This window comes from Spirillospora sp. CA-294931 (assembly GCF_050946795.1).
In the GTDB taxonomy this organism is placed as follows: domain Bacteria; phylum Actinomycetota; class Actinomycetes; order Streptosporangiales; family Streptosporangiaceae; genus Spirillospora.
In genome coordinates this window covers 7,321,023-7,344,646 of record NZ_CP192006.1, presented here as the reverse complement: position 1 = coordinate 7,344,646, position 23,624 = coordinate 7,321,023, and the positions used below count along the sequence as shown (strand labels likewise).

The following is a 23,624-nucleotide window of genomic DNA, read 5'->3' as shown; positions in this document are numbered from 1 at the left end:
AGGTCGTCGTGCGGGATCTGAACGGCAAGGTGGCGGTGGTGACGGGCGCGGCGTCCGGCATCGGGGCGGCCACCGCGCGCGAGCTGGCCCGGCGCGGCTGCGACCTGGCGCTGTCCGACCTCAACGAGGACGGGCTGAAGAAGACGGCCGTGGCCGCCGAGCGCCTCGGCGCCAAGGTCAGCGTCCATGTCGTGGACGCCGGCGACCGCGAGGCGATCTACGCCTTCGCCGACGCCGTGACGGCCGAGCACGGCCGCGCCCACATCCTGGTCAACAACGCGGGCGTCGCCCTCATCGCCGACGCCGCCGCGATGAGCGAGCCCAACCTCGAATGGATCATGGACATCAACTTCTGGGGCGTCGTCCACGGCACCCGCGCGTTCCTCCCGCACCTGGAGCGCTCGGGCGGCGGGCACATCGTCAACGTCTCCAGCGTCTTCGGCCTCTTCGGCGTGCCCAGCCAGTCGGCCTACTGCGCCAGCAAGTTCGCCGTCCGCGGCTTCACCGAGTCGCTGCGGATGGAGCTCGACCTCGCGGGCTCCCCGGTCAGCGTGACGTCCGTCCACCCCGGGGGCATCCGCACCAACATCGTCGCCTCCGCCCGCTACGAGGGCACCGCCGCCGTGCGCGGCGGCACCAAGGAGGGCACCGCGGCCCTCTTCGAGAAGATCGCCCGCACCACCCCCGAGCGCGCCGCCACGGTCATCGTCGCCGCCATCACCGCCAACCGCCGCCGCGTCCGCATCGGCGCCGACGCCGTGGCGCTCGACCTGCTGGCCCGCACCTTCCCGCGCGGCTACCAGCGCGCCCTGGTGGCCGCCGCGCGCACCGCCGACCGCCTCGCCGCCCTCGCTCCCGCCGCCCGTCCCAGGCCCCGCAAGGCCTGAGGTCACAGACCTCGGGCGGAGACCAGCTTGCGCAGCATCGCCAGCGCGCTCTCGCGGTTGGCCTCCAGGCCGACCTCCTCGGCCACGTGGACGGCCTCCTCGGCCATGGCCAGGGCCTCTTCGGGACGGTCGGCGGCCATGTGCAGCTGGGCCAGCCGGACCAGCGCGCTGGGGACGCGCTCGCGGGCGCCGAGCATGCGCAGGAGCGTGAGGCACTCCTGGTACGCGGCCAGGGCCTCCTCCAGGTGGTGCAGGCCGAACAGGGCCTCGGCACGGACGTAGACCATGTGCACCTGGCCGACGAGGTCGCCGAGGCGCTGGAAGACGGCCATGCTCTCCTCGGCCTCGCGCAGGCCGCGCTCGAACAGGCCCATCGCCACATGGGCGTGGCCGACGACGCTGCCGACGAAGGCCGCCGAGGAGAGGTTGCCCAGGCCCGAGGCCAGCGCGATCGCCTCGTCGCACCAGGACATGACCTCCGCGTCGCGGCCCTGGTCGATGTTGGCCAGGGCGCGTCCGGCCAGCGCGGGAGCCAGCATGACGCGCTGGCCCGTCTCCCGGCACAGCGGGATCAGGCGCTCCATCTCGGCGCGGGCCTCGTCCGAGCGTCCCGTCTCGTACAGCGCCCAGAAATGGGTGTAGCGGGCGCGCACCTCGCCGAGGGTGAACCCCGCGCCCCGCGCCGCCGTGGCGGTGCGCTCGGCCAGCGCGCCGAGCTCGGGCACGCCGAGGCCGAGGTCGATCATCTGGATCAGGACGTGGGTCAGCGCGGTGACCCGCTCCAGCGGGGCGTCGGGGTCGTCCAGCGCCTGCGTCGCCGCCGCCATGATCGCCGGACGCTCGGCGTGGATCCACTCGACGCCGGTGAGCGGGTCGGCGAACGCCGGGGTCTCGCGCACGGAGGACACCAGGTCGGCGAAGGGGTACCCGGGACGGATCACGCGGTACAGGTCGGCCACGTCCGCGAGGTAGGAGTCCAGCAGCCGGTCGAGGGCCGCGCGCCGGCCGGACGCGCCTTCCTCCTCCTCGGCCAGCGAGCGGGCGAACAGCCGGAGCAGCTCGTGGTAGCGGAAGTGGCCGGGACGGGTGCACTGGAGCAGCCCGAGGTCGGTGAGCGACTCCAGGAGGTCTTCGGCGTCGTCGGGCGGCAGGTCGAGCACGGCCGCCGCCGCACCCGGGGAGAGGCCGGGGCCGTCCGGCAGCGCCAGCAGGCGGAACGCGCGGGCCGTCCCGGCGTCGAGCTGGTCGTAGCCGATCCGGAACGAGGCCGCCACGGCCAGGTCGCCGACCTGGAGCTCGGCCAGGCGCCGGCGCTCGCGCGACAGCCGCTCGGCCAGGCGCGACAGCCGCCAGGCGGGCCGCATCGCCAGCCGCGACGCCGCGATGCGCACGGCCAGCGGCAGGAACCCGCACGCGGTGACGACCTGGTGCGCCGCGACGGGCTCGTCGGCGACCCGGGCCTCCCCGGCGATGCGGGCCAGAAGTGTGAGCGCGTCGTCGAGGGGGAGCGCGTCCAGGGCCACATGCCGCACCAGCGGTATCCCGGCGGGCCACGAGCGGCTGGTGATCAGCACCGCGCACGAGGGCGTGCCCGGCAGCAGCGGGCGCAGCTGCGCGGCGTCGCGGGCGTCGTCGAGCACGATCAGCAGCCGCTGGTCGGCCACCCGCGAGCGGAACTGGGCGGCCCGCTCCTCGACGGCCTCGGGGATCGCCGACTCGGCCTGGCCCAGCGCCCGCAGGAACCCCGCCAGGACCTCGGCGGGGTCGGAGGTCGCGCGCAGGTCGACATAGAGCTGCCCGTCGGGGAACTGGCTCCGGACCGAGTGCGCCAGATGGATCGCCAGCGCGGACTTGCCGACGCCGCCGATGCCCGACAGCAGCACGGTCGCCATCACCTCGCCGCCGTCGACCAGGTCGTCGCGGAGCAGGGCCAGCGTCTCCTCGCGCCCGGTGAAGTCGGGGATGTCCGAGGGCAGCTGGGCCGGGCGGGGACGCGCCTCGCCCGCCTCGGGCGGCACCGACGGCGCGGCCAGCCCGGGATCGGCCTGGAGGATGCGCCGGTGCAGGTCGCGCAGCTCGGGGCCGGGCTCGACGCCGAGCTCCTCCGACAGGACGCGCCGCGCCTCGGCGTAGGCGCCGAGCGCCTCGGCCTGCCGCCCGCAGCGGTACAGCGCCAGCATCAGCAGTTCCCGCACCGACTCGCGCAGCGGATGGTCGGCGGTCAGCGCCGTCAGCTCGCCGACGCAGGCAGCGTGGCGTCCCAGTTCGAGGGAGAGTTCCAGCCTGGCCTCCGTCGCGCCGAGCCGCCGCTCGTCCAGCCGCGACCGCTGGGCCGACGCGAACGGGCCGGGCAGGCCGCTCAGCGCGGGGCCCGACCACAGCTCGCCCGCCGCGCGCAGCAGCGCCACGGCCGTGACGCTGTCGCCGTCCGCGCGGGCCCGTTCGGCCGCCGCCAGCCGCTCCTCGAAGACGTTCGCGTCGATCGACGCCGGGTCGGCCCGCAGCACGTAGCTGTCGCCGGCCGAGACCAGCAGCTCCGGATGGGAGCGGTCGAACTCCAGCTCACGGCGCAGCCGGGACACATAGGTGCGCAGCGTGCCGACCGCCCGCGTCGGTGGGTCGCCCTCCCACAGCGCCTGGACCAACTCGTCGGCCGGGACGGCGTGACCGGCCTTCAGCAGCAGCACCGCGAGCGTCGCGCGCTGCTGGGGGGAGCCGAGGTCGAGCTCGGTGTCGCCGCGCCACGCTCGGACCGGGCCCAGCACCGAGAAGCGCGGCGCCCCGGTCACCTGATGACCACGCGCTCGGAAGACGCCGCGGCGTCCTTCGTCCAGCCGTCGTGGCCCGCCTCCGACGTCCAGCGCCTGCCGCCGAAGCGGACCTCGGTCAGCCCGTAGACCTGCGCGTGGGTCACCGCCCACGAGGCCAGCGCCCAGCCCGAACGGGGGCCCGACACCCGGATCGCGTCGGACTCGCCGGTCGGCGTCGCCGACCCGTTCATCACCGCCGGGGGCCCGTCTACCTGGACGAGCCTGCTGCCGAACGAGCGGCGCAGCTCGCGGATCGCCACGGCGCGGCGCGGGTCGGTCTTCTTGTCGGGCGAGAACCAGCAGCGCACGGCCGACGGCTCGCGCCCGGTGAACGCGCGGGCCAGCAGCTTGCCGTCGGGCTCGTGCTGGGCGTAGGCGCGGCCGTCCGCGCTGCGCTGCACCAGCTGCGCGGCGTCGTGCAGGTCGCGGTCGAGGTAGTCCTTCACCTTGACCAGCGCGTCGTAGAACTTGCTCGTCGACTGGACGGGGTCGCGCAGCTTGTCGGGGCTGCCCCAGCCCTGCGAGGGACGCTGCTGGAACATGCCCACCGAGTCGCGGTCGCCGCCCGGCAGGTTGCGGATGTGCGACTCCTGGATCACCGTCGCGTAGGCGATGACCGCGGCGCGCTCGGGGAGCTGCTTGCGGTAGGTCACACCGGCGATCGTCGAGGCGTTGGCGGCCTGCTCCAGGTCAAGGGGCATCTTGCCGAGCGAGGTGCGCACCTCGCAGCTGGACCCGTGCAGGTAGGGACGGGCCCGGTTGAACAGCAGGTACCCGCCGACGCCCAGCGCCAGCGCGACGACCGTCGCGATCGCGATCCACCGCCGGGGCCACGTGCCCAGCCTCGCCCATGCAGCCACGCGACGACCGTACCGGGAGGCGGGCTCTCGCCGCGTATCAGGTGGGGTCACCAGTAAGCTCAGGGACCATGACCGAAACGTTCACCAGCCCGATCTCCTCCGTCATCGACGAGCTGTGGGAGCGGCGCGCCGAGCTCACCCCCGACGACGGCGAGGCCCGCGCGGCCATCGTCGCGGCCGTCGACCAGCTCGACTCCGGCGAGGCCCGCGTGGCCCTCGTCGACCCGGCCACCGACGGGGTCGTCGTGGACGAGCGCGCCAAGCGCGCCATCCTCATGAGCTTCAAGGTGCTCGGCATGGTGCGCTCCCAGGTCGGCGACTTCCAGTACCACGACCGGATCCCGCTCAAGAGCCGCCTGGACGGCGTCCGCGTCGTCCCGGGCGCGATCGCCCGCTGGGGCGCCCACCTGGCCCCGGGCGTGGTGCTGATGCCCTCGTTCACCAACATCGGCGCCTACGTCGACTCGGGCACGATGGTCGACACCTGGGCCACGGTCGGGTCGTGCGCGCAGGTGGGCAAGAACGTCCACCTGTCCGGCGGCGTCGGTATCGGCGGCGTCCTGGAGCCCCCGAACGCCGTCCCGGTGATCATCGAGGACGAGGCCATGATCGGCAGCCGCTCGATGATCGTCGAGGGCGCCCGGGTCGGGAAGGGCGCGGTGGTCGGCTCCGGCACCAACCTGTCGGCGTCCATGCCGGTCATCGATGTCGAGACCGGCGAGGAGATCAGCCGGGGCCGCATCCCCGACTGGTGCGTCGCGGTCGGCGGCACCCGCGCCAAGGACTTCAAGGGCGGCACGTTCGGCCTGCCCGCCGTGCTGATCCTCAAGCGGCTCGAAGCGGGACGGCGGCACGACAAGGCCGAGCTCAACGACATCCTGCGCCACCACGGCATCAACACCTGACATGCGCCTGGACCTGTTCTCCGACGTCGCGGACCTCACCGCGGCGGTCGTCGACATCGAGTCGGTGAGCGGCGGCGAGAAGGCCCTCGCCGACGCCGTCGAGGAGGCGCTGCGGGCGCTGCCGCACCTGGCGGTCGAGCGCGACGGCGACACCGTCGTGGCCCGCACCGGGCTCGGACGACCCGAGCGCGTCATCCTGGCGGGCCATCTCGACACCGTCCCGCTCAACGGCAACCTGCCCTCGCGCGTCGAGGGCGACCGGCTGTACGGGTGCGGGACGACCGACATGAAAAGCGGTGTCGCGGTGGCCCTGCGGCTGGCCGCGACCGTGCCCGAGCCCAGCCGCGACCTCACGTTCGTGTTCTACGAGTGCGAGGAGGTCGAGGCCGACCGCAACGGCCTCAAGCGGGTGGCGCGTGACCGTCCCGAGCTGCTCGCGGGCGACTTCGCGGTGCTGATGGAGCCGACCGGCGGCCTCATCGAGGGCGGCTGCCAGGGCACCATGCGCGCCGAGATCACCGTCAGGGGCGAGCGCGCCCACAGTGCGCGCGCCTGGATGGGCTCCAACGCCATCCACGCGGCGGGGGGCGTCCTGGACGTCCTGCGCGCCTACGAGCCGACCAAGCCGGTCGTGGACGGCCTGGAGTACCACGAGGGCCTCAACGCGGTGTTCGTGCGCGGCGGCGTGGCGGGCAACGTGATCCCCGACGAGTGCGTGGTGACCGTCAACTACCGCTTCGCCCCCGACAAATCCCTCGCGCGGGCCGAGGAGTACGTCCGCGAGGTCTTCGCCGATTTCGAGGTCGCGATCGTCGACGCGGCCGCCGCCGCCCGCCCTGGCCTGACCCACCCCGCCGCCGCCGCGTTCGTCGCGGCCAGCGGCGCCGAGGTGCGGGCCAAGCTGGGCTGGACGGACGTCTCGCTGTTCTCGCTCCTCGGCGTCCCTGCGGTCAACTTCGGCCCGGGCGACCCGCCCCTGGCGCACACCAAGAACGAGTACGTCGAGATCCCGCTGATCGCCGACTGCGAGCGCCGGATGCGCGCCTGGCTCGCCTGACCGCTACCGCAGGGCGGGCTCGTTCGGGGAAGAGAACGTGCCCGCCCTGCGGATGGTGTGCCAGCGCAGCCGCGCCCCCAGCAGCGCCGTGACCAGCGACTGGATCACCACCAGATACATGAGCTGGCGGTACACCACCTGCTGGAGCGGCAGCACCCACAGCGTCCGAGTCGGCTCGCCGTCCAGCCGCAGCGCGTAGGCCCCGGCCATGGCCTGCAACACCGTGAACGCCAGCCACGTCACCGCGAGCTTGCTCGGGTCGAGGAACACCAGGCCGTACAGGGTGAAGACGTCCACGGCAGGGGCGAACAGCGGCAGCGCCACCTGGAACACCGCCAGGTACGGCAGGCAGCGCCTCCCGAACCGCCCCGACCTGCCGCCCTGGACCAGCGAGCGGCGGTGCTTCCACATCGCCTGGAGCGTCCCGTAGCACCAGCGGTAGCGCTGCCGCCACAGCTGCCGGATCGACGCGGGCGCCTCGGTCCAGGCCAGCGCGCTCTCCTCGTACACCACCCGCCACCCGGCGCGGCAGATCGCCATCGTCAGGTCGGTGTCCTCGGCGAGCGTGTCCCCGGGGACGCCGCCCACCGAGATCAGCGCCTGGCGGCGGAACGCGCCGATCGCCCCGGGGATGGTGGGCATGCACTGGAGGACGTCGAACATCCGCCGGTCCAGGTTGAACCCGATCACGTACTCGATGTGCTGCCAGCGTCCGATGATCCCGCCGCGGTTGGCGACCTTGGTGTTGCCGCTGACGGCGCCGACCGACGGGTCGGCCAGCGGTGCCACCAGGTTGCCGATCGTGTCGCGCTGGAACACCGTGTCGCCGTCGACCAGCACCACGATCTCCGCGCGGGCCGCCGCGATCCCCGTGTTCAGCGCGCTCGGCTTGCCGCCGTTGGGCTGCCGGATCAGCCGGACGCCGCCGAGGTGCGTCATCGTCTCGACGATCTCGGCCGTCCGGTCGGTCGAGCCGTCGTCCACCACGATGATCTCGATCGGCGCCCCGTGGCCGGTGTTCAGCAGCGACCGGACGGTCGCCCCGATCCCCGCCTCCTCGTTGTAGGCGGGGACGATCACCGACACACGCGGCGCGAACGGCGGGCCCTGGGGCCGTCGTCTGACCCGTCCGACATGGAACCGGGCGAAGCCGAGCAGGACGGCGAGCCGCAGCACGGTCAGCACCGCGGCCGCGCCGAACAGCAGCGTCAGCCCGGCCACCAGCCAGGCCGAGCCCTGCTGGCCCCAGACCAGGGCCTTGCCGGCCATGCGCGCGGAAAGCGGGGCCGCGGGGTTGCGCTCGGACAGGCCGATGGCCTCCGAGACCGTGGTGAACCGGTACCCCTGCCCCTGCAGCCGCCGGAGGATCTCCTCCACGCCCCGGACGGTCTCGGTCCGGTCACCGCCGGAGTCGTGCAGCATCACGATCGCGCCCTCGCGCGACCGTCCCGTCCCCGTCGCCCGCTGGACGATCTTCTCGACGCCCGGCCGTGACCAGTCCTCGGTGTCGCGATCGGTCAGCACGGTCAGGTAGCCCTGCTTCGCCGCGAGCTGGGCGGCCCTCCATTGCGTCCCGGTCAGCCCGTCGGGCGTGGACGAGTAGGGCTGCCTCACCAGGCGGGTGCCCCGGCCGGTGGCCCCGGCCAGAGCGCGCTGGGTCAGGTCGAGCTCCAGCCTGGTCCGCCAGGCGGGCGCGGCGCCCATGTCCAGATGGGTGTAGGTGTGCGAGCCGATCTCGTGGCCTTCGCGGATCATCCGCCGGGCCAGGCCCGGGTTCTCCGCGATGCGCGAGCCGACGGAGAAGAACGTGGCGCGCGCCCCGTATCGGCGCAGCACGTCCAGCAACTTCGGCGTCCACTCGGGATCGGGGCCGTCGTCGAACGTCAGCGAGATCGTCCCCGGGGACGGCCGTGCGCTGCGCAGCTTGCCGTCGTCCAGGTTGAGAACGGGCCCGGCCCGCGTCGCCTCGTCCGGCGGCGCGGGCGCCGCCGCCTCGTCCGGCCCGCCGTGCCCCTCACCCATGTCACCGCTCGCGAATCCGTTCACAAGCAGGGCCACGGCAAGGGCCAGCCCACCGAGCAGAAGCAGAATCCAGTGACCCTTGGGGTCGCTTCGCTTCACCGCCTATCCGCGCGGGTTCTTCTTCGGCTTGTCGCGGCCGTGGGCGGGCGGGGTGGCATGCGAGTTGCCCGGGCTGGTGGGCAGGGGAGAGGCCGTCGAGGGGACCGGCGACGGCGCGGTCGTCCCCGCCGGCGGAACGACCGGCGCGTTCGAGGACCGGGGACGTCCGCCCTGCGCGCTCCTACCCGGGCTCGCGCCGGGCTGCGGATTCCGCCCGGACGGCACGGGCTGCGCCCCGGGTTCGGACCGATCCTCCCCCCGCCCGCGCTGGCCGGTCACCCGCTCCTTCTCCAGCTGGGGCCGGTCGGCGGAGTCCGAGCCTCCACCGGTCGGCCAGGGGGTCAGCGGTACGTCGGCGCCGGTCATCAGGTTGGTCCCGACGACGGCGAGATAGGCGGCGAGCAGGCCGCCGGCGAGGACGCCCAGGCGTCGGGCGCCCTTGGCGCGACGCCCGGAGGCGTCGACGAAGACGGGCGAGCCGGTAGCGGGCTCGCCGCTCGCCGCCTCGCGGTCGGTGGGGGATTCGATGGCCACGAACGAATCAGCGCCGCGAACGCCTCCGGTGTCACTGCTCCGTCTGTCCGGCGTCCGCCGGACGACCGCCAGGTCACACGGCCGAGGAGGAAAGAACGGAGGCAAAAGGCCGCCACGAGCCGAGAATCCCCACCAATTCCTCACAATCGCGCACCGAACCGCCCTCCTGATCCGCGACGTCTGACCGCCTGACCGAACGAACCCTGGGGGCAAGGTGACAGTCCGTACCCGAGACGCCGGAGCGACCTCGCTCGAATACGGGGCGCTCATTCTCGTCGGCGCGTTCGTCCTCGGCGCCTTCGCCTTTCTCCTCGTGCCGCAGGGCCAGTTCGCCCGGGAGGTCGACTCCGCGATCTGCAGGCTCTTCGAGCACGACGAGAAGAAGTGCGAGAAACCCGGCGATCAGGACCTGAAACCGTCCGCCTGCACGACCTCCTCGTCCACCCGGACCTACGGCGCCTCGGTCGACATCGCCGTCTTCACGATCGGGCAGGACCTCACCTTCATCCGCTCCACCGACTCCACGGGCAAGGTGACGGTCACCGCCGTCGACGGCACGTCCTTCGGTGTCGGGTTCGGTGTCGGGGCCGGGTTCAACTTCGGCAAGAGCGTCAACGTGGGAGCCGACGCCGGCGCCAAGTTCGGGTTCAAGGTCGGTATCGGCGACTCCTGGATTTTCGACGACGAGGACGAGGCCGACAGGTTCATCGGCCAGATCAAGAACAGGGCCAAATACAAGGCGATGAAGAAGAATCCAATAACCTGGTCATTCGGCAAGGGCATGGAGCAGGCTTTCCCGGCCAAAGTGCCCGACTCCCATATCGCCCGCCGCGAGTACGAGTACGGCGAGACGGGCAGCGTCGTCGGGGGCATCGATTTCGGCCCTCCGTCCTGGGACGTCAAGGTCAAACCGCACCTCAACGCCTACCTGGCGGTGGACGCGAAGGCCAAGTCCGTCGTCGAGAAGGACAAGCGCGACGGCTCCTCCTCGGTGACCGTGGAGCTCACCGGGGGCGGCAAGGCGGGCGGCGCCTACGTCATCGACAACAAGGAGTTCATCGGGCAGATCGCCGGCTCCCTCAAGCTCACCTTCGACCGGAACGGGAAGCTGAGCACGATGACGCTGACCCGTACCACCATCGTCAACGGCACGCTCACCGCGACGACGACCGAGGTGCCGATCACCACCGACGCCGAGCGGGCGGCCTTCGACCGGTACCTGCGCGGCGACCTGGCCCAGGTGGGCACGGCGATCAGGCTCACCTGGGACGACATGGCCCCGGTCCGCGATCCCGGCCCCGACGCGACCCCTCTCCAGCGGTTGCTTCACACGAAGGGGAGGACGCAAAGGGTCGACTACGCCTACAGCTCCAGCGACCTCGCCTACGGCGCCAGAATCAAGCTCGGACTCAAGCTGGGCGTCAACGTGAGCATCCAGAAGCGCGACCAGAGCGCGACCAAGGGCGAGTATCTCGGCGCCCCGGGCCCGGACGGCGCACGCGTCTGGAAGCCCTTCAAGGAGTGCACGCCGAAAGACGAGGACTGGTCATGGTGAAATCGATCCTCATCGCTCTCACCGCCTACCTGCTGGGAAGCGTGGTGACCGGCCTCACGATGCTCCAGGTCGAGGGGGAGATCGACGGCACCCGCGACACCGTCCTCTGGAGCGCGGTTCCCGCCTTTCTCATCTGCCTGGTCGCGGCGCTGGCGGGCACCCTGACCGGACGCGGCCGCCTCAGGGACACGGCGCTCCCACCGCTCCTCGTCCTCGCGGCGTTCGCGCTGACCGCCGTTTCCGGGCAGCCCCTGCTCGGGACCGCCGCCGCGATCGTCGCGGGCGCCGCCGGAGCGGCCCCGGGCCGGTGGCTCGCGTCCCGGCTCCGCTCGACCCGGGGCGAGGACGGATATTTCTGACGGGCCATGGACGGGCTTGGCTACGGTGAGGGCATGACTTCGGAGCTGAACCCCAACAAGCGACGCCAGGGCCCCGCGATGCTGCGCGGACGGTCCGTCCCGCAGACCACCACCGACCAGCGGCTGCTGGACGACCGCGGCCCCTCGGACTGGGTCCACGCCGACCCGTGGCGGGTGCTGCGCATCCAGGCGGAGTTCGTCGAGGGCTTCGGCCTGCTGGCCGAGATCCCCGAGGCCGTCAGCGTCTTCGGCAGCGCCCGCACCAAGCCCGGCTCCGAAGAGTACGAGCTGGCCGTCGAGATCGGCGCCAAGCTGCACGACGCGGGCTACGCGGTGATCACCGGCGGCGGCCCCGGGATCATGGAGGCGGCCAACAAGGGCTGCGACGATAACGGCGGCCTCTCGGTCGGCCTCGGCATCGAGCTCCCCTTCGAGCAGAAGCTCAACGACTACATCGACATCGGGCTCGACTTCCGCTACTTCTTCGTCCGCAAGACCATGTTCGTCAAGTACTCCCAGGCCTTCATCGTTCTCCCCGGCGGCTTCGGCACCCTGGACGAACTCTTCGAGGCGATCACGCTCGTCCAGACCAGGAAGATCACCCGTTTCCCCATCGTTCTGGTAGGCACCGCGTTCTGGGCCGGCCTCCTGGACTGGGTCAAGGACCAAATGCTGTCCTCGGGCAAGATCTCCCCGCAGGACCTGGACCTCTTCCACCTCACCGACGACCCGGACGAGGCCGTCCGCGTGATCGTCGACGCCCACGAGCACCAGCGCGAGCAGCTCAAGCGCGAGCGCGCGGCCCAGGAGGCGGCGGCCGAGCAGGCCGGGGACGGCAGCTGATGGGCCTGGCCGTCTGCGTCTTCTGCGCCTCCAGCAACAAGATCGACAAGCGGTACGTCGAGTTCGCCGCCGAGGTCGGGGCCGAGCTCGCCCGCCGGGGCCACAGCCTGGTCAGCGGCGGGGGGCGCGTGTCGTGCATGGGGGCCGTCGCCCGTGCGGCCCGCGAGGGCGGCGCCCGGTCGGTCGGGGTCATCCCCAAGGGCCTGGCCAGGGTGGAGCTGTCCGACGAGGACAACGACGAGCAGATCGTCACCCCCGACATGCGCTCGCGCAAGGGCGAGATGGACCGTCGCAGCGACGCCTTCCTGGTGCTCCCCGGTGGCATCGGCACCCTGGAGGAGCTGTTCGAGATCTGGACGGCCCGCGTTCTGGGCATGCACGACAAGCCCCTGGTGATCCTCGACCCCACCGGCGTCTACGAGCCCCTGCGCGCCCTCATGACCGGCCTGGCCGACCAGGGCTTCGCCCGCCCGAAGATCTTCGACGCCATCGGCTGGACCGCGTCCATCCCCGAGGCCTTCGACCTGCTGGAACGCTCCCAGCCCCACATAGAACCCACCCTCGAAGACTACGCCGAAGCCGAACTCTGACGACGCGGCGGGTCGTCCACCACCGGACGATCCGCCGATTGCCTCAGGCGTCCTCGCGTTCGCGGGCCGGGAGCATCCGGGCCAGCTCGCGGGCGATCCGCGGCCAGGCCGCGGAGTCCGGGGTGATCACATCGAAGTGGTCGGCGCCCGGCAGGGCCAGGAGCGTCGCCTCGGGGCCCGCCGCCACGGCGTAGCGGCGGCTCAGTTCGAACGGGACGTCCGCGTCGGCGGTCCCGTGCACCAGCAGTTGCGGCACACCGAGCGGAGCCAGCGCCGCCGGGTCGGCCCGCCGGTACACCGCCGGCCGGTCGGCCGGGCCGCCGCCGAGCAACTCGGCCACGGCGCCGTCGCTGAGCCCCAGCCGCGCGGCCAGCGCGAGATCGCACACGCCCGCCAGCGACACCACGGCGGCGGGCGGCACCGCCGCCCGATGGGCCGCCCACAGTGCCAGCGTCCCGCCGGCCGAGTGGCCGACCAGCCCCACCCTGGCGGGGTCGATCGCCCCGGCGCCGAGGCCGGTCACCGCGTCGAGCGCGGCGGAGACGTCGTCGAAGGTGCCGGGCCAGCCGCCGCCCGGCAGGTCCATCCGCCGGTACTCGATGTTCCACACCGCGTATCCCCGGGCGTTGAGGTCGGCGGCCAGCAGGCGCAACAGGTCCACGCGGTAGCGCGCCCGCCAGTAGCCGCCGTGGACGAGGACGACGGCCGCCCCGTCGCCTCCCGGCCAGTACTCGCCGAACCGCTCCGGCCCGGTGCCGTAGCGGACGACCTGGTAGGCGTCCCGTGGAACGCGCGTCAGCCGGTCCAGGGGAGAGGGGTAGTCGTCGGACGTGGTCATCGGGTCAGCCCCTCCGGGGCCTCGCCGAGGACCGTGGCGACCATCTTGCGGACGGCGGCGGGGTCGGGTGGGGCGCTCTTCCGGTCGGCGAACAGCAGGTGCCCGGCCCCGATCAGGGTGGGGGCGAGGGTGTCGATGTCGGCGTCAGGGGCCAGGCGTCCCCGCTCGCGTTCGGCGGTGAGATAGTCGGCGATCATCGAGACCGCCTCGGTGAGCATCGGGACACCGGCGGGCCAGGTCTGGCGCAGGCGGTCGCGGAGCTCGTCGCGGAAGGTGATCAGGGCGACGATCGCGACGGCGACCGAGCCGAACAGGGCGGTCAGGGCCCGGGTGAGGTTGTCGGCGACCTCGCCGGTTCCCGCTGCGGTGCGCAGGGCTTCGGCCTGGGCGTCCATCCGCTGGACGCGGTCGAGGACGAACTCGGCGAGGAAGGCGTCGAAGTCGGCGAAATGCCGGTGCAGGACGCCCTTGGCGCAGCCCGCCTCGGTGGTGAGCGCGCGGCTGGTCAGGGCGTTCGGCCCGTCCCGGAGCAGAACCCGCTCGGCGGCGGCGAACAGTTGCTCGCGGACGTCGCGGAGCGCCACTCCAGTCGGCACCCGGACCCCTCCCCGCGCTCGCCCGTTCACAGTGGGCGCCCGGTCATTATAGGTCGGGGAGGAAACGTCCCGGAGGCTAGGGGATGTGCCAGCTTTGTGGGCGTGCGCCCACTTTGATTGTTGAGGAGTGGGCAATCGCCCATTAGCGTGGTCCGCATGAGCACATCAGAATCCGGTGGTGAGCTTCACCGGCACCGGCGGGTGGCCGAGTCCTATGGAGTCGACGCCGAGCGCTATGACCGGACGCGGCCCCGCTATCCGGGCGCCATGGTCGACCGCCTGGTGCGGTCGTGCCCCGCCGTGGACCTGCTGGACGTGGGTGCGGGCACGGGCATCGCGGCGCGGCAGTTCCAGGCGGCCGGTTGCACGGTCCTGGGCGTGGAGCCGGACGCGCGCATGGCCGAGTTCGCTCGGGCCCGGGGAACCGAGACGGAGGTCGGGCGGTTCGAGGAATGGGACCCCGCGGGGCGCCGCTTCGACGGGGTGGTGTCGGGCCAGGCGTGGCACTGGGTTGACGCCGTGGCGGGCGCGGCGAAGGCGGCGTCGGTGCTGCGTCCGGGCGGGCGGCTGGCGGCCTTCTGGAACGTCGCCGAACCCCCGGCCCGGGCCCGGGAGGCCTTCGGCGAGGTCTACTCCAAGGTGGTGCCGGACGCGCTGGCCACCCGCGCCTTCTGCATGCCGACGCCGCCGCTCGGCTCCTCCCCGTTCTCCACCAGGACCGTGGGCGGAATCCGCCAGGCGGGCGGGTTCGGTGAGCCCGAGCTATGGCGGTTCGAATGGGAGTACGTCTACGACAAGGCCGCATGGCTCGACCAACTGCCCACCCAGGGCGACCACAGCCAGTTCTCGCGGGAGCAACTGGGCGAGGTCCTGGCCGGGGTCGGTGCCGCCATCGACGCCATGGGTGGCGCTTTCACCATGAAGTACACGGCCCTCGTCGTCACCGCGGCGCTGGCCACGCCCTGACGCCGCGGTTCCGGTGGCGGGGGTCGCTTCAAGATCAATGTGAGGTTAGGCTAGCCTAACTTTGATCGTGAGCGGACCACCACCGGAAGGAGCCCCGTGAGTCGTCCCGACCATCGGCACCGGCATCTGGAGCGGATCGCGGAGGTTCGTGCTGGTGCGCGGCCCGAGAAGGTGGGTTATCCGATCCGGATCCGTGCGGTCGAGGTGCTGCGCACGGCGCCGGTCGGGGCGGGCCTGCTTCGGGTGACTCTTGGGGGACCGGGCCTGGACGGGTTCGAGGCCCACGCCCCGGACGAGCACGTCAAGCTGCTCTTCCCCGACGCCGACGGCACGCTGCGCGTCCCCGAGCCCGACGGGCTGATGCTGCGCTGGCCGCGCCCGGTACCGACCTCGCGCGAGTACACGGTGCGGCGCTACGACGCGGCCGCCGGAGAACTCGACCTCGACATCGCGCTGCACGGCGGCGGCCTCGGGGCGGCCTGGGCCGAGGCCGTCGAACCGGGAGCCGTGGCGCACGTCGCGGGCCCGCCCGGCGGGCTGATCGTCCCGCACGCCTACGACCGGTACCTGCTCGGCGGCGACCTCACCGCCCTGCCGGCGATCGCGCGCCGCCTCGAAGAGCTGCCCCCGACTGCGGCGGGCTGGGCGTTCATCGAGGTCGCGGGGCCCGCCGAGGAGATCGAGCTGACGGCGCCCGAAGGCGTGGAGATCCGCTGGCTGCACCGCGGCGAGCCGGCACCCGGGACCGCCGGGCTGCTGGAACGTGCCATCCGCGCGATCCGCGTCCCCGGCGGCGACCGCCTCCACGTCTGGCTCGCGGGCGAGGCCGGAGAGCTCAAGCCGCTGCGCCGCTGGGTCCGCGACGAGCTGCGGCTCGCCAGGGACGACCACGACATCACCGGTTACTGGAAACGAGGCGTCGCCGACTATGACGACGACTGACCCCTTTTCGACCGTCCGAACGACAAGGAAACCCCCCATGTTTGATCGTCGAACGGCCCGTCGCCGCACGGCCCTGCTGCTGTCCGTGGCCCTGGTCGCCACGGGATGCTCGTCCGGCGGCTCGGACGGATCCGGAGCCGGGGGCGCCACCCGCTCGGTCAAGGCCGACAACGGCACCGTCACCGTCCCGGTCCGTCCGCGACGCATTGTGGCGACCGGATACGCGGTGCCGGCCCTGATCGAGGCCGGTGCGCCGCTGGTCGGGATCTCCACCTGGAAGCGCGGTCTGCCGATGATGGACGCCCAGGTGAAGGCCGCCTACGACGCGCTGCCGAAGATCGCGGGGGAGGCGGCGGCCGAGACCAACTACGAGGGCATCGCCAAGGCCAGGCCCGACCTCATCGTCATCGGCGTCCCGGCTCCCGTGCTCGGCGACATCGACGTCGCCCGCCTCAAGTCCATCGCGCCGGTGGCGGCCATCGGGCCGACGGTCCCGTCGGCGTGGCGCGAGCTGTCGCGCCGTCAGGCCGACGCCGCGGGCGTCGTGAAGAACCTCGACGCGGCCAAGGTCGCCTATGACGCCGAGGCCGCCCGGCTCGCCCGCAAGTACAAGGACGTCCTCCCGAAGCTGAAGCTCGCCCACGTCGGCGCCTACGGCGAGGTGGCCAAGGGCACCTTCCAGCGCGAGTTCGACGGGTCCTGGGGCACCAACGTGGCCAACGACGTCGGCGCGAGGTACTACGGCCAGGTCAGGAAGAAGGGCCCCGGCTCCCGCGCGGTGAGCGAGAACCTCTCCATCGAGGAGCTCGCGTCCGCGTTCGCCGGGGCCGACGTCGTCACCTACTCCGTCAGCCCCGACGGCACCGTGCCGGAGGCCGTCAAGTACGTGCTCGGGTCCGGGCTGTGGAAGAACCTGCCCGCGGTGAAGGCGGGCCGGGCCTACCCGCTGCGCTACACCGAGGCGGCGAGCTACAAGCAGGCCCTGCGGACGCTCGACGCGGTCGACCGGGCGTTCGCCCCGCTGCTCGGCCGGTGACGGCCGCCACGGCGCGCCAGGCCGCGATGCTCGCCGGCGGGCTGGTCGCGCTCGTCGCCGTCGCCCTGCTCAGCATGGGCGTCGGTGCCCACGCCGTCGCGCCCGCGGAGGTGGTCCGCGCCCTCGTGGCCTATGACGGCTCGTCCGACCAGATGATCGTCCGGGACACGCGGGTGCCGCGCGCCCTGCTCGGCATCGGGGTGGGCGCCGCGCTGGGCGTCGCGGGCGCGCTGATCCAGACGCTGTCGCGCAACCCGCTCGCCGAGCCCGGAATCCTCGGGGTCACGGCGGGCGCCGGTTTCGCGATGACGGTGGGCGCCTGGCTCGGCGCCGCCGCCGCACCCGGGGGCGAGCTCGCGCTCGCCATGGTCGGCGCGGCGCTGGCCGCCGGGCTGGTGTACGCGGTCGGCCGGACCTCGCCGCTGCGGCTGGTGCTCACCGGGGTCGCGCTGACGGCGGTGCTGAGCGGGGTCGCCCACGGGATGCGGCTGATGGCGCCGGACGTCTTCGACAAGTACCGCTTCTGGTCGGTCGGGTCGCTGGCGGGCCGCGAACAGGCGCCGATGCTCGTCCCGCTGGTGGCGATCGGGCTCGCCCTGGCCGGCGCCCTGCTGCTCGGCCGCGCGCTCGACGCCGTCGTCCTCGGCGAGCACGTGGCGCGCTCTCTGGGCGCGAACGTCACGCGCGTGCGGTGCGCGGCGCTCGTGCTGATCACGGTTCTGGCGGGCGCGGCCACGGCGGCGGCCGGGCCGATCCTGTTCGTCGGCATGATCGTGCCGCAGCTGGCCCGGCGTCCCGTGCCGGGCTCGGCCCCGTGGCTCATCGCCTACGCCGCGGTCCTCGGGCCGATCCTGCTGCTGGGCGCCGACATCGGCTCTCGGGTGCTGTTGCCGGACGGCGAGATGCCGGTCGCTGTCGTCACGGCGTTCGCCGGCGGCCCGGTGCTGATCTGGGTCGTCCGGCGATACGGGGCGGGGACGCCGTGAGCACACTCACAGTTCGCGGCCGGGGCCGTGCCGTCCATGTCCCGCGCCGCACCCTGGCGGTGTCGGCCGCCCTGGTCACCGCCGCGCTCGGGCTCGCCGCGCTGGGCCTGTGCTACGGCGCCTCCTGGGTCGGCCCGGCCGACGTGGCCGCCGCCCTCACCGGCTCGGGCGACGCGGTGGTGGTGGTCCGGGACTGGCGCCTGCCCCGCGTGCTGGCCGCCCTGGTCTTCGGCGCCGCGCTCGGGGTGTCCGGGGCGATCTTCCAGAACCTCACCCGCAACCCGATGGGCAGCCCGGACGTCATCGGCCTGGACGCCGGCGCCTACACCGGCGCGCTCATCGCGCTGACCGTCCTGTCCGGGACGCCCGTCCAGCTCGCGGCGACCTCGGTCCTGTGCGGCCTGCTCGCGGCCGCCGCCGTCTACCTGCTGTCGTCCGGGGGCGGCGGCCCTTCCGGGATGCGGCTCATCGTCATCGGCATCGCGGTGAACGCCATGGCCAACGCCCTCAACGCGTGGATCGTGCTGCGCGCCGAGCTGGAGGTCGCGATCGCCGCGGACGGCTGGAGCGCGGGCTCGCTCAACGGCGTCGGCTGGACGGACCTGACCGTTCCGCTCGTCGTCATCGCGGTGCTGCTGGCGGCGATGGCGGCCCTCGCCCATGCCATGCACCAGGCCGCACTCGGCGATGCCGTCGCGGCGGCGACGGGCGTCGGCCTGGGCCGGCTGCGGCTGCGGATGGTGCTGGTCGGCGTCGGCCTCACCGCCACCGTGACGGCGGTGGCAGGCCCGATCGTGTTCATCGCGCTGGCCGCCCCGCAGATCGGCCGCAGGCTGGCCCGCGCCCCGGGCGTCCCGCTCCTTCCGGCGGCGCTGACGGGGATGGTGCTGCTCCTGGGCGCCGACCTGGTCGCGCAGATGCTGCTGGCGCCCGAATCGCTCCCGGTCGGCGTGGTCACCACGGCGATCGGCGGCTGCTATCTGCTCTGGCTGCTGGGCCAGGAAGTGAGGCGACGATGACAGCGCGGCTGCGCGCCCAGGAGATCACGCTGAGCTACGGCGATCGCGTGGTGTCGACGCGCCTGGACCTGGACGTCCCCGACGGCGCGTTCACCGCCATCGTGGGCCCCAACGCCTGCGGCAAGTCGACCCTGCTGCGCGCGTTCGTGCGGCTGCTGCGCCCGTCGACCGGCGCCGTCCGGTTCGACGACCGCGACGTCGGCGCCTTCCGCGGCAAGGCCCTGGCCAGGTCGCTCGCCTTCCTGCCGCAGGATCCGGCGGTTCCCGAAGACATCAGGGCCGGGCAGCTCGTCGGCCGGGGCCGCTTCCCGCACCAGTCACCGCTGGCCCTGTGGTCGGTGGAGGACGAGCGCGCGGTCGCCGAGGCGATGGACGTCGCCGGCGTCGCCGATCTGGCCGGACGGCCCGTACGGGAGCTGTCGGGCGGGCAGCGGCAGCGGGTCTGGATCGCCATGGTGCTGGCCCAGGACGCGCCGTACCTGCTGCTGGACGAGCCGACCTCCTTCCTCGACCTGGCCCACCAGTACCGGCTGCTCGCCCTCCTGGCGCGGCTGCGCGACCAGGGCCGCACGGTCGTCGCCGTGCTGCACGACATCAACCAGGCCTGCCGGTTCGCCGATCACCTGGTCGCGATGAAGGACGGCCGGATCGTGGCCCAGGGCGCCGCCGCCGACATCGTGGACGCGGCCCTGCTCGAGGAGGTCTTCGATCTGCCCTGCGTCGTCCTGCCCGACCCGGTGACCGGCGCCCCGATGGTCGTCCCGACCCTCGTCCGGGCGAAAATCGGTGGTCCTCCCCGGGGGTCGTCCTTAGGGTGACGTCCATGAGCCAAGGCCTTCTCGACGCGTTGCCCGACGAGTTCGTGACGTCTATCGAGGGGCTGACCCTCAGGCTTCTAGAGCCCGGCGACGCCGATGCCTGCTGGGCGCTCGTCCAGGCCAACCGGGGGCATCTGACCCGCCACGGTGACTTCACCGAGCAGGTGGGGGCGTCCAGGGACGAGGTGCGCGCGGCCTTCGAAGGGCCACCCGATCCCTTCGAAAGGGCCTACGGGATTCGCCTGCACGGCGAGCTGGTCGGCCAGATCAGCCTCATCGCGGCCAACCCGCCCCACTACGGTCTGGGCTGCTGGCTGGCTGAGTCCGCCACGGGCAAGGGGTACGCGCGGGCAGCGTGCGAGGCTCTGTTCGAGCAAGCTCGTACTGTTCTGGCCGCCACCGACATCTTCGCCGGGGTCACCCACGGCAACACCTCCAGCGTCGCTCTGGTCCGCCGTCTCGGCTTCACCCCGGTAGCCGCCTTCGACACCTACACCCGCTTTCAGAAATCCCTCTGACAGAGTGCTCTGACTGCTCACGGGTGGAGGGTGAGATTCTCCGGGTTGCGTGCCCTGGGGGTTTGCCGGGGGGTTCGTGGCGCGTTCATCTCGTGTTCAGGGGGTGGGAGCAGGCTCCGGCGTGGTCGTAATCACGCGAAGGAGTCCTATATGTCCGTGTCTCGACGTGGGGTGGTGAAGGGCGGGGCGGCTGGTGCGCTGTCCATCGCCCTGGCCGGCAGCCTCGATTCCGTATTCCAGACGTCCGCGGGGGCCGAGACGGGCGAGGTGCTCGGTTACGGTCCGCTGGTGCCCGACCCCAAGGGTGTGCTGGACCTGCCGGAGGGGTTCTCCTACAAGCTCCTGTCGGCTGAGGGCGATGAGATCGCCCCTGGGGTCAAGGTGCCCGGCAAGCACGACGGGATGGCGACGTTCCCGGGGAGCAAGCCGTCGACCGTGCGGCTGGTGCGCAACCACGAGCAGACCGCGTCCGGCGTCAAGCCCGTCGCGCCCGCGGGGTTGGTCTACGACCCGGCGGCGTTCGGCGGGACGACCACGCTGGAGGTCGACGGCAAGGGGAACCTGGTCGGCCAGCACATCAGCCTGGCGGGCACCTCGACCAACTGCGCCGGTGGCGCCACCCCCTGGGGCACCTGGCTGACCTGCGAGGAGACCGAGGGCTTCACCGGCCAGACCAAGTCGCACGGCTGGGTCTTCGAGGTCGACCCGCACAACAGGGTCACCAAGCCGGTGCCGCTGACGGGCCTCGGCCGGTTCGCGCACGAGGCGGTGGCGATCGACCCGAACACGCACGCGGCCTACCTCACCGAGGACGCCAGCAAGCCGTTCGGGCTGTTCTACCGCTTCCGCCCCCGCGCCCACCGCGGCTACTACCACGCCTACATGGAGGGTGGCCGCCTGGAGGCGATGTACGCGCGCGACCTGCCCGACATGTCGCTGGCGCAGGAGCCGGGGGAGAAGTTCCGGGTCAAGTGGGTGAAGGTGCCCGACCCGTCGGCCGCCGCGACGTCCACCCGCAAGCAGTTCGAGAAGATCACCCGTAGCCAGAAGCTCGAGGGCGCCTGGTGGAGCCGGGGCAAGGCCTACTTCGTGGCCAGCTTCTCCCGTAAGTCGGACGGCGCCGCCGCCGACCACGCGGGCCAGGTCTGGAAGTACGACCCGAGCACCGACACCGTCGAGCTGGAGCTGATCTTCAAGCCGGGCGGCAAGTTCGACGGTCCCGACAACATCACCGTGTCGCCCTACGGCGGCGGCGTGATCCTGGCCGAGGACGGCGACGGCGAGCAGCACCTGATCGGCACGACCCGCAAGGGCGAGGCGTTCGCCTTCGCCCGCAACGCCCTCAACGACAGCGAGTTCGCCGGGGCCACGTTCTCCCCGGACGGCCGGACGCTGTACGCCAACCGCCAGTCCCCGGGCGTCACGTTCGCCATCACGGGGCCCTGGGACCGCATCGAGGGCTGAGGGCCCAGTCGGAGCCTGACGGCATCCCCGCCTGCCGTCAGGCGAGGCCGCGGCGGGAGAGGGCCGGGGGACGGCTGCCCTCGACCGAAGCCACCATGTCCAGGACTTGGACGAGTGCAGGATGCTGCGTATCGGGGGCGCGGAACACCGTGACCCCCAGCCAGGCGTAGACCGAAGCGGCCGCCAGAAGCCCGGGGTCGGGCTCGGTGTCGTCCGAGACCAGCTCCACCAGTACCGGGACGCCCGACGTCAGCAGCGCCTGCACTCGGGGCGCGGACGGGGTCTGCCCAGCGTCCGTCACGCCCGCGGGAACGGGCTCCCCGGGGGACAGGACCCTGCGGTCATGCGACTCCATGCTCCCGAGCATGGCACGATCGTCATGCGGAGACGTAGACAGATCGGAGCATGATCGTGGTTGTGGTCCTCGCCCTGGCGGCCGTGGCCGTGCTGGGCGCCGTCGTGGCCCTGGCCATGGGCAGAGGCGGCGAGCTGACGGAGATCCAGCCCGAGTATCCTCCGATCATGCAGCCCGAAGGCCGTCCCGTCACGGGCGCCGAGGTGGCGATGCTCCGCCTTCCGCGCTCCCTGTGGGGCTACCGGGCCGACGTCACCGACGAGGCCCTCCACCGGCTGGCCTACGCCCTGTCTGAGCGCGATGCCCGTATGGCCGCGCTTGAGCACCAGTGCGCCGAGCTCAAGCGCCGCCTGGCCGAGCACGAGGGCGGCTGGACGGACGAGGAGTCCCCGGGCTGGACGAACGAGGAACACGGCCGCTGGACGGCCGAGTTCGGCGCCGAACCCGCCGCGAACGAGCCCTGGACCCCTCCCGCCGACAACGGCGGCGCCGTCGATCTGATCAAGCACCAGGAAGCCGAGGAGACCGCGCTGTGAGCCAGGTGGCCGTGCACGCCGAGGCCATGACCCCGGTCTCCGCCGAGCGCCTGTTCGACGTCCTGACCGACTGGCCGCGCCACGCCGACTGGATGCCGTTCACCTCGGCCCGGGGCGGCCACGAGGTCGGCGCCGAGCTGGAGGCCTGGACGGGCGTCGGCCCGGTCGGCTTCCTCGACACGATGGTGATCACCGAGTGGACGCCGGGACGGCGGGTCGCCGTCCGCCACACCGGCAAGGTCGTGCGCGGTGAGGCGTTCTTCCAGGTCACGCCGTTGCCGGACGGCGGGAGCCGCATCCTGTGGGCCGAGCGGGTCGACCTGCCGCTGGGCGTTCTGGGCCGCGCCGGCTGGCTGGCGGCGGGGCCGGTCGTCCGCGCGTTCATGGGGCTCGGGCTGCGCCGCCTGACGCGGCTGGCCGAGACCGTCGTACCCATCAGGTAGAACGGGTCCGATGAGCACAGCGATCAAAGGCGACGACGGGCTCGGCCGCTGCCCGTGGGGGCTGTCGGCACCCGACTATGTCGCCTACCACGACGACGAGTGGGGCCGTCCGGTCCGCGACGACCAGGGCCTCTACGAGCGGCTGTGCCTGGAGGCGTTCCAGTCCGGCCTGTCCTGGCTGACGATCCTGCGCAAGCGCGAGGGCTTCAGGGCGGCGTTCGCCGGGTTCGACCCCGAGAAGGTCGCCTCCTTCGGGCAGCGCGACATCGACCGGCTGATGGCCGACGCGGCCATCGTCCGCAACCGGGCCAAGATCGAGGCGGCGATCGCCAACGCGCGCGCGGCCCTCGACCTGCCCGGCGGCCTGGCGGCGACGGCCTGGAAGTACGCCGACCCGGGCGCCCCCGCGCCCGAGTCGACCGACGACGTGCCCGCCTTCACCCCCGGCTCCAAGGCCCTGGCCAAAGAGCTGAAGAAGCACGGCTTCCGCTTCGTGGGCCCGACCACGGCGTACGCGCTGATGGAGGCGTGCGGGCTGGTCGACGACCACCTGACCGGCTGCCACCGCCGGGGCGCCTACACCTAG

Annotated in this window: 25 protein-coding genes; 18 read left to right on the top strand and 7 right to left on the bottom strand. The window is 72.7% G+C overall.

The window, feature by feature from the left end; all coding sequences use genetic code 11:
* Positions 1-8 precede the first annotated feature (8 nt).
* On the top strand, positions 9-887 hold the full coding sequence (locus tag ACQPY4_RS33180; RefSeq protein WP_433327715.1) for an SDR family NAD(P)-dependent oxidoreductase: 879 nt from the start codon (positions 9-11) through the stop codon (positions 885-887).
* A 2-nt stretch (positions 888-889) separates the two neighbouring features.
* Here ACQPY4_RS33180 and ACQPY4_RS33175 read toward each other — a convergent pair whose 3' ends face one another.
* A complete protein-coding gene (locus ACQPY4_RS33175; RefSeq protein ID WP_433327713.1) occupies positions 890-3,676 on the bottom strand; it encodes a BTAD domain-containing putative transcriptional regulator in 2,787 nt (928 codons plus the stop codon).
* A complete protein-coding gene (locus tag ACQPY4_RS33170; RefSeq protein ID WP_433327711.1) occupies positions 3,673-4,557 on the bottom strand; it encodes a hypothetical protein in 885 nt (294 codons plus the stop codon). The genes ACQPY4_RS33175 and ACQPY4_RS33170 overlap by 4 nt, the downstream gene beginning before the upstream one ends.
* 68 nt (positions 4,558-4,625) lie before the next feature.
* On the opposite strand from ACQPY4_RS33170, the gene ACQPY4_RS33165 reads away from it, so the two are divergent.
* Both ACQPY4_RS33165 and dapE read left to right on the top strand, forming a co-directional pair.
* Entirely contained in the window at positions 4,626-5,462 is an 837-nt protein-coding gene (locus ACQPY4_RS33165; RefSeq protein ID WP_433327709.1) for a 2,3,4,5-tetrahydropyridine-2,6-dicarboxylate N-succinyltransferase, read from the top strand.
* A gap of 1 nt (position 5,463) precedes the next feature.
* Positions 5,464-6,519 (top strand): succinyl-diaminopimelate desuccinylase, encoded by a 1,056-nt coding sequence (dapE, locus tag ACQPY4_RS33160; protein WP_433327707.1) that lies wholly within the window; start codon positions 5,464-5,466, stop codon positions 6,517-6,519.
* A gap of 3 nt (positions 6,520-6,522) precedes the next feature.
* Here the strand turns inward: dapE and ACQPY4_RS33155 are convergent, their stop codons facing one another.
* Positions 6,523-8,640 carry a bifunctional polysaccharide deacetylase/glycosyltransferase family 2 protein gene (locus ACQPY4_RS33155; protein ID WP_433327705.1) on the bottom strand — a complete coding sequence of 706 codons (2,118 nt, stop codon included), beginning with the start codon at positions 8,638-8,640 and terminating at the stop codon, positions 6,523-6,525.
* 3 nt (positions 8,641-8,643) lie between these two features.
* Complete coding sequence (locus ACQPY4_RS33150; protein WP_433327703.1) at positions 8,644-9,174, bottom strand: hypothetical protein; 531 nt, start codon at positions 9,172-9,174, stop codon at positions 8,644-8,646.
* A 214-nt stretch (positions 9,175-9,388) separates the two neighbouring features.
* Between ACQPY4_RS33150 and ACQPY4_RS33145 the strand changes: the two genes are divergently transcribed.
* The 4 genes from ACQPY4_RS33145 to ACQPY4_RS33130 are packed head-to-tail and all read left to right on the top strand — an operon-like array spanning position 9,389 to position 12,521.
* Positions 9,389-10,729: a hypothetical protein gene (locus ACQPY4_RS33145; RefSeq protein WP_433327701.1), complete on the top strand. Its 1,341-nt coding sequence runs from the start codon at positions 9,389-9,391 to the stop codon at positions 10,727-10,729.
* A complete protein-coding gene (locus tag ACQPY4_RS33140; RefSeq protein ID WP_433327699.1) occupies positions 10,723-11,088 on the top strand; it encodes a hypothetical protein in 366 nt (121 codons plus the stop codon). Before ACQPY4_RS33145 ends, ACQPY4_RS33140 begins: the two co-directional genes overlap by 7 nt.
* A 33-nt stretch (positions 11,089-11,121) precedes the next feature.
* Complete coding sequence (locus tag ACQPY4_RS33135) at positions 11,122-11,931, top strand: TIGR00730 family Rossman fold protein (protein WP_433327697.1); 810 nt, start codon at positions 11,122-11,124, stop codon at positions 11,929-11,931.
* Complete coding sequence (locus ACQPY4_RS33130; RefSeq protein WP_433327695.1) at positions 11,931-12,521, top strand: TIGR00730 family Rossman fold protein; 591 nt, start codon at positions 11,931-11,933, stop codon at positions 12,519-12,521. The genes ACQPY4_RS33135 and ACQPY4_RS33130 overlap by 1 nt, the downstream gene beginning before the upstream one ends.
* A 43-nt stretch (positions 12,522-12,564) precedes the next feature.
* Here the strand turns inward: ACQPY4_RS33130 and ACQPY4_RS33125 are convergent, their stop codons facing one another.
* Together ACQPY4_RS33125 and ACQPY4_RS33120 are read right to left on the bottom strand one after the other, a co-directional pair.
* Complete coding sequence (locus ACQPY4_RS33125; RefSeq protein WP_433327693.1) at positions 12,565-13,359, bottom strand: alpha/beta hydrolase family protein; 795 nt, start codon at positions 13,357-13,359, stop codon at positions 12,565-12,567.
* Positions 13,356-13,955, bottom strand: a complete 600-nt coding sequence (locus ACQPY4_RS33120; protein WP_433327691.1) for a TetR/AcrR family transcriptional regulator — start codon at positions 13,953-13,955, stop codon at positions 13,356-13,358. Before ACQPY4_RS33120 ends, ACQPY4_RS33125 begins: the two co-directional genes overlap by 4 nt.
* Positions 13,956-14,111: 156 nt before the next feature.
* Between ACQPY4_RS33120 and ACQPY4_RS33115 the strand changes: the two genes are divergently transcribed.
* The 8 genes from ACQPY4_RS33115 to ACQPY4_RS33080 all read left to right on the top strand — a co-directional run bounded on the left by ACQPY4_RS33115 (position 14,112) and on the right by ACQPY4_RS33080 (position 21,704).
* Positions 14,112-14,921: a class I SAM-dependent methyltransferase gene (locus ACQPY4_RS33115; RefSeq protein WP_433327689.1), complete on the top strand. Its 810-nt coding sequence runs from the start codon at positions 14,112-14,114 to the stop codon at positions 14,919-14,921.
* Between the two features lie 96 nt (positions 14,922-15,017).
* Positions 15,018-15,863: a siderophore-interacting protein gene (locus tag ACQPY4_RS33110; RefSeq protein ID WP_433327687.1), complete on the top strand. Its 846-nt coding sequence runs from the start codon at positions 15,018-15,020 to the stop codon at positions 15,861-15,863.
* Between the two features lie 37 nt (positions 15,864-15,900).
* The gene (locus ACQPY4_RS33105) at positions 15,901-16,899 is read left to right on the top strand and encodes an ABC transporter substrate-binding protein (RefSeq protein ID WP_433327685.1); all 999 of its coding nucleotides are present in this window, start codon (positions 15,901-15,903) and stop codon (positions 16,897-16,899) included.
* Entirely contained in the window at positions 16,896-17,885 is a 990-nt protein-coding gene (locus ACQPY4_RS33100; protein ID WP_433327683.1) for a FecCD family ABC transporter permease, read from the top strand. Before ACQPY4_RS33105 ends, ACQPY4_RS33100 begins: the two co-directional genes overlap by 4 nt.
* The gene (locus ACQPY4_RS33095; protein WP_433327681.1) at positions 17,882-18,904 is read left to right on the top strand and encodes a FecCD family ABC transporter permease; all 1,023 of its coding nucleotides are present in this window, start codon (positions 17,882-17,884) and stop codon (positions 18,902-18,904) included. The genes ACQPY4_RS33100 and ACQPY4_RS33095 overlap by 4 nt, the downstream gene beginning before the upstream one ends.
* A complete protein-coding gene (locus ACQPY4_RS33090) occupies positions 18,901-19,722 on the top strand; it encodes an ABC transporter ATP-binding protein (protein ID WP_433327679.1) in 822 nt (273 codons plus the stop codon). The genes ACQPY4_RS33095 and ACQPY4_RS33090 overlap by 4 nt, the downstream gene beginning before the upstream one ends.
* Before the next feature lie 5 nt (positions 19,723-19,727).
* Positions 19,728-20,240 (top strand): GNAT family N-acetyltransferase, encoded by a 513-nt coding sequence (locus ACQPY4_RS33085; RefSeq protein WP_433327656.1) that lies wholly within the window; start codon positions 19,728-19,730, stop codon positions 20,238-20,240.
* 150 nt (positions 20,241-20,390) lie between these two features.
* A complete protein-coding gene (locus tag ACQPY4_RS33080) occupies positions 20,391-21,704 on the top strand; it encodes an alkaline phosphatase PhoX (RefSeq protein WP_433327651.1) in 1,314 nt (437 codons plus the stop codon).
* 37 nt (positions 21,705-21,741) lie between these two features.
* Here ACQPY4_RS33080 and ACQPY4_RS33075 read toward each other — a convergent pair whose 3' ends face one another.
* Positions 21,742-22,059 carry a hypothetical protein gene (locus ACQPY4_RS33075; RefSeq protein ID WP_433327649.1) on the bottom strand — a complete coding sequence of 106 codons (318 nt, stop codon included), beginning with the start codon at positions 22,057-22,059 and terminating at the stop codon, positions 21,742-21,744.
* Between the two features lie 50 nt (positions 22,060-22,109).
* Between ACQPY4_RS33075 and ACQPY4_RS33070 the strand changes: the two genes are divergently transcribed.
* Genes ACQPY4_RS33070 through ACQPY4_RS33060 form a run of 3 tightly spaced genes read left to right on the top strand, consistent with a single transcriptional unit; the run spans position 22,110 to position 23,624 of the window.
* Positions 22,110-22,595 (top strand): hypothetical protein, encoded by a 486-nt coding sequence (locus ACQPY4_RS33070; protein ID WP_433327647.1) that lies wholly within the window; start codon positions 22,110-22,112, stop codon positions 22,593-22,595.
* Positions 22,592-23,038 (top strand): SRPBCC family protein, encoded by a 447-nt coding sequence (locus ACQPY4_RS33065; RefSeq protein WP_433327645.1) that lies wholly within the window; start codon positions 22,592-22,594, stop codon positions 23,036-23,038. Before ACQPY4_RS33070 ends, ACQPY4_RS33065 begins: the two co-directional genes overlap by 4 nt.
* 10 nt (positions 23,039-23,048) lie before the next feature.
* The gene (locus tag ACQPY4_RS33060; protein ID WP_433327643.1) at positions 23,049-23,624 is read left to right on the top strand and encodes a DNA-3-methyladenine glycosylase I; all 576 of its coding nucleotides are present in this window, start codon (positions 23,049-23,051) and stop codon (positions 23,622-23,624) included.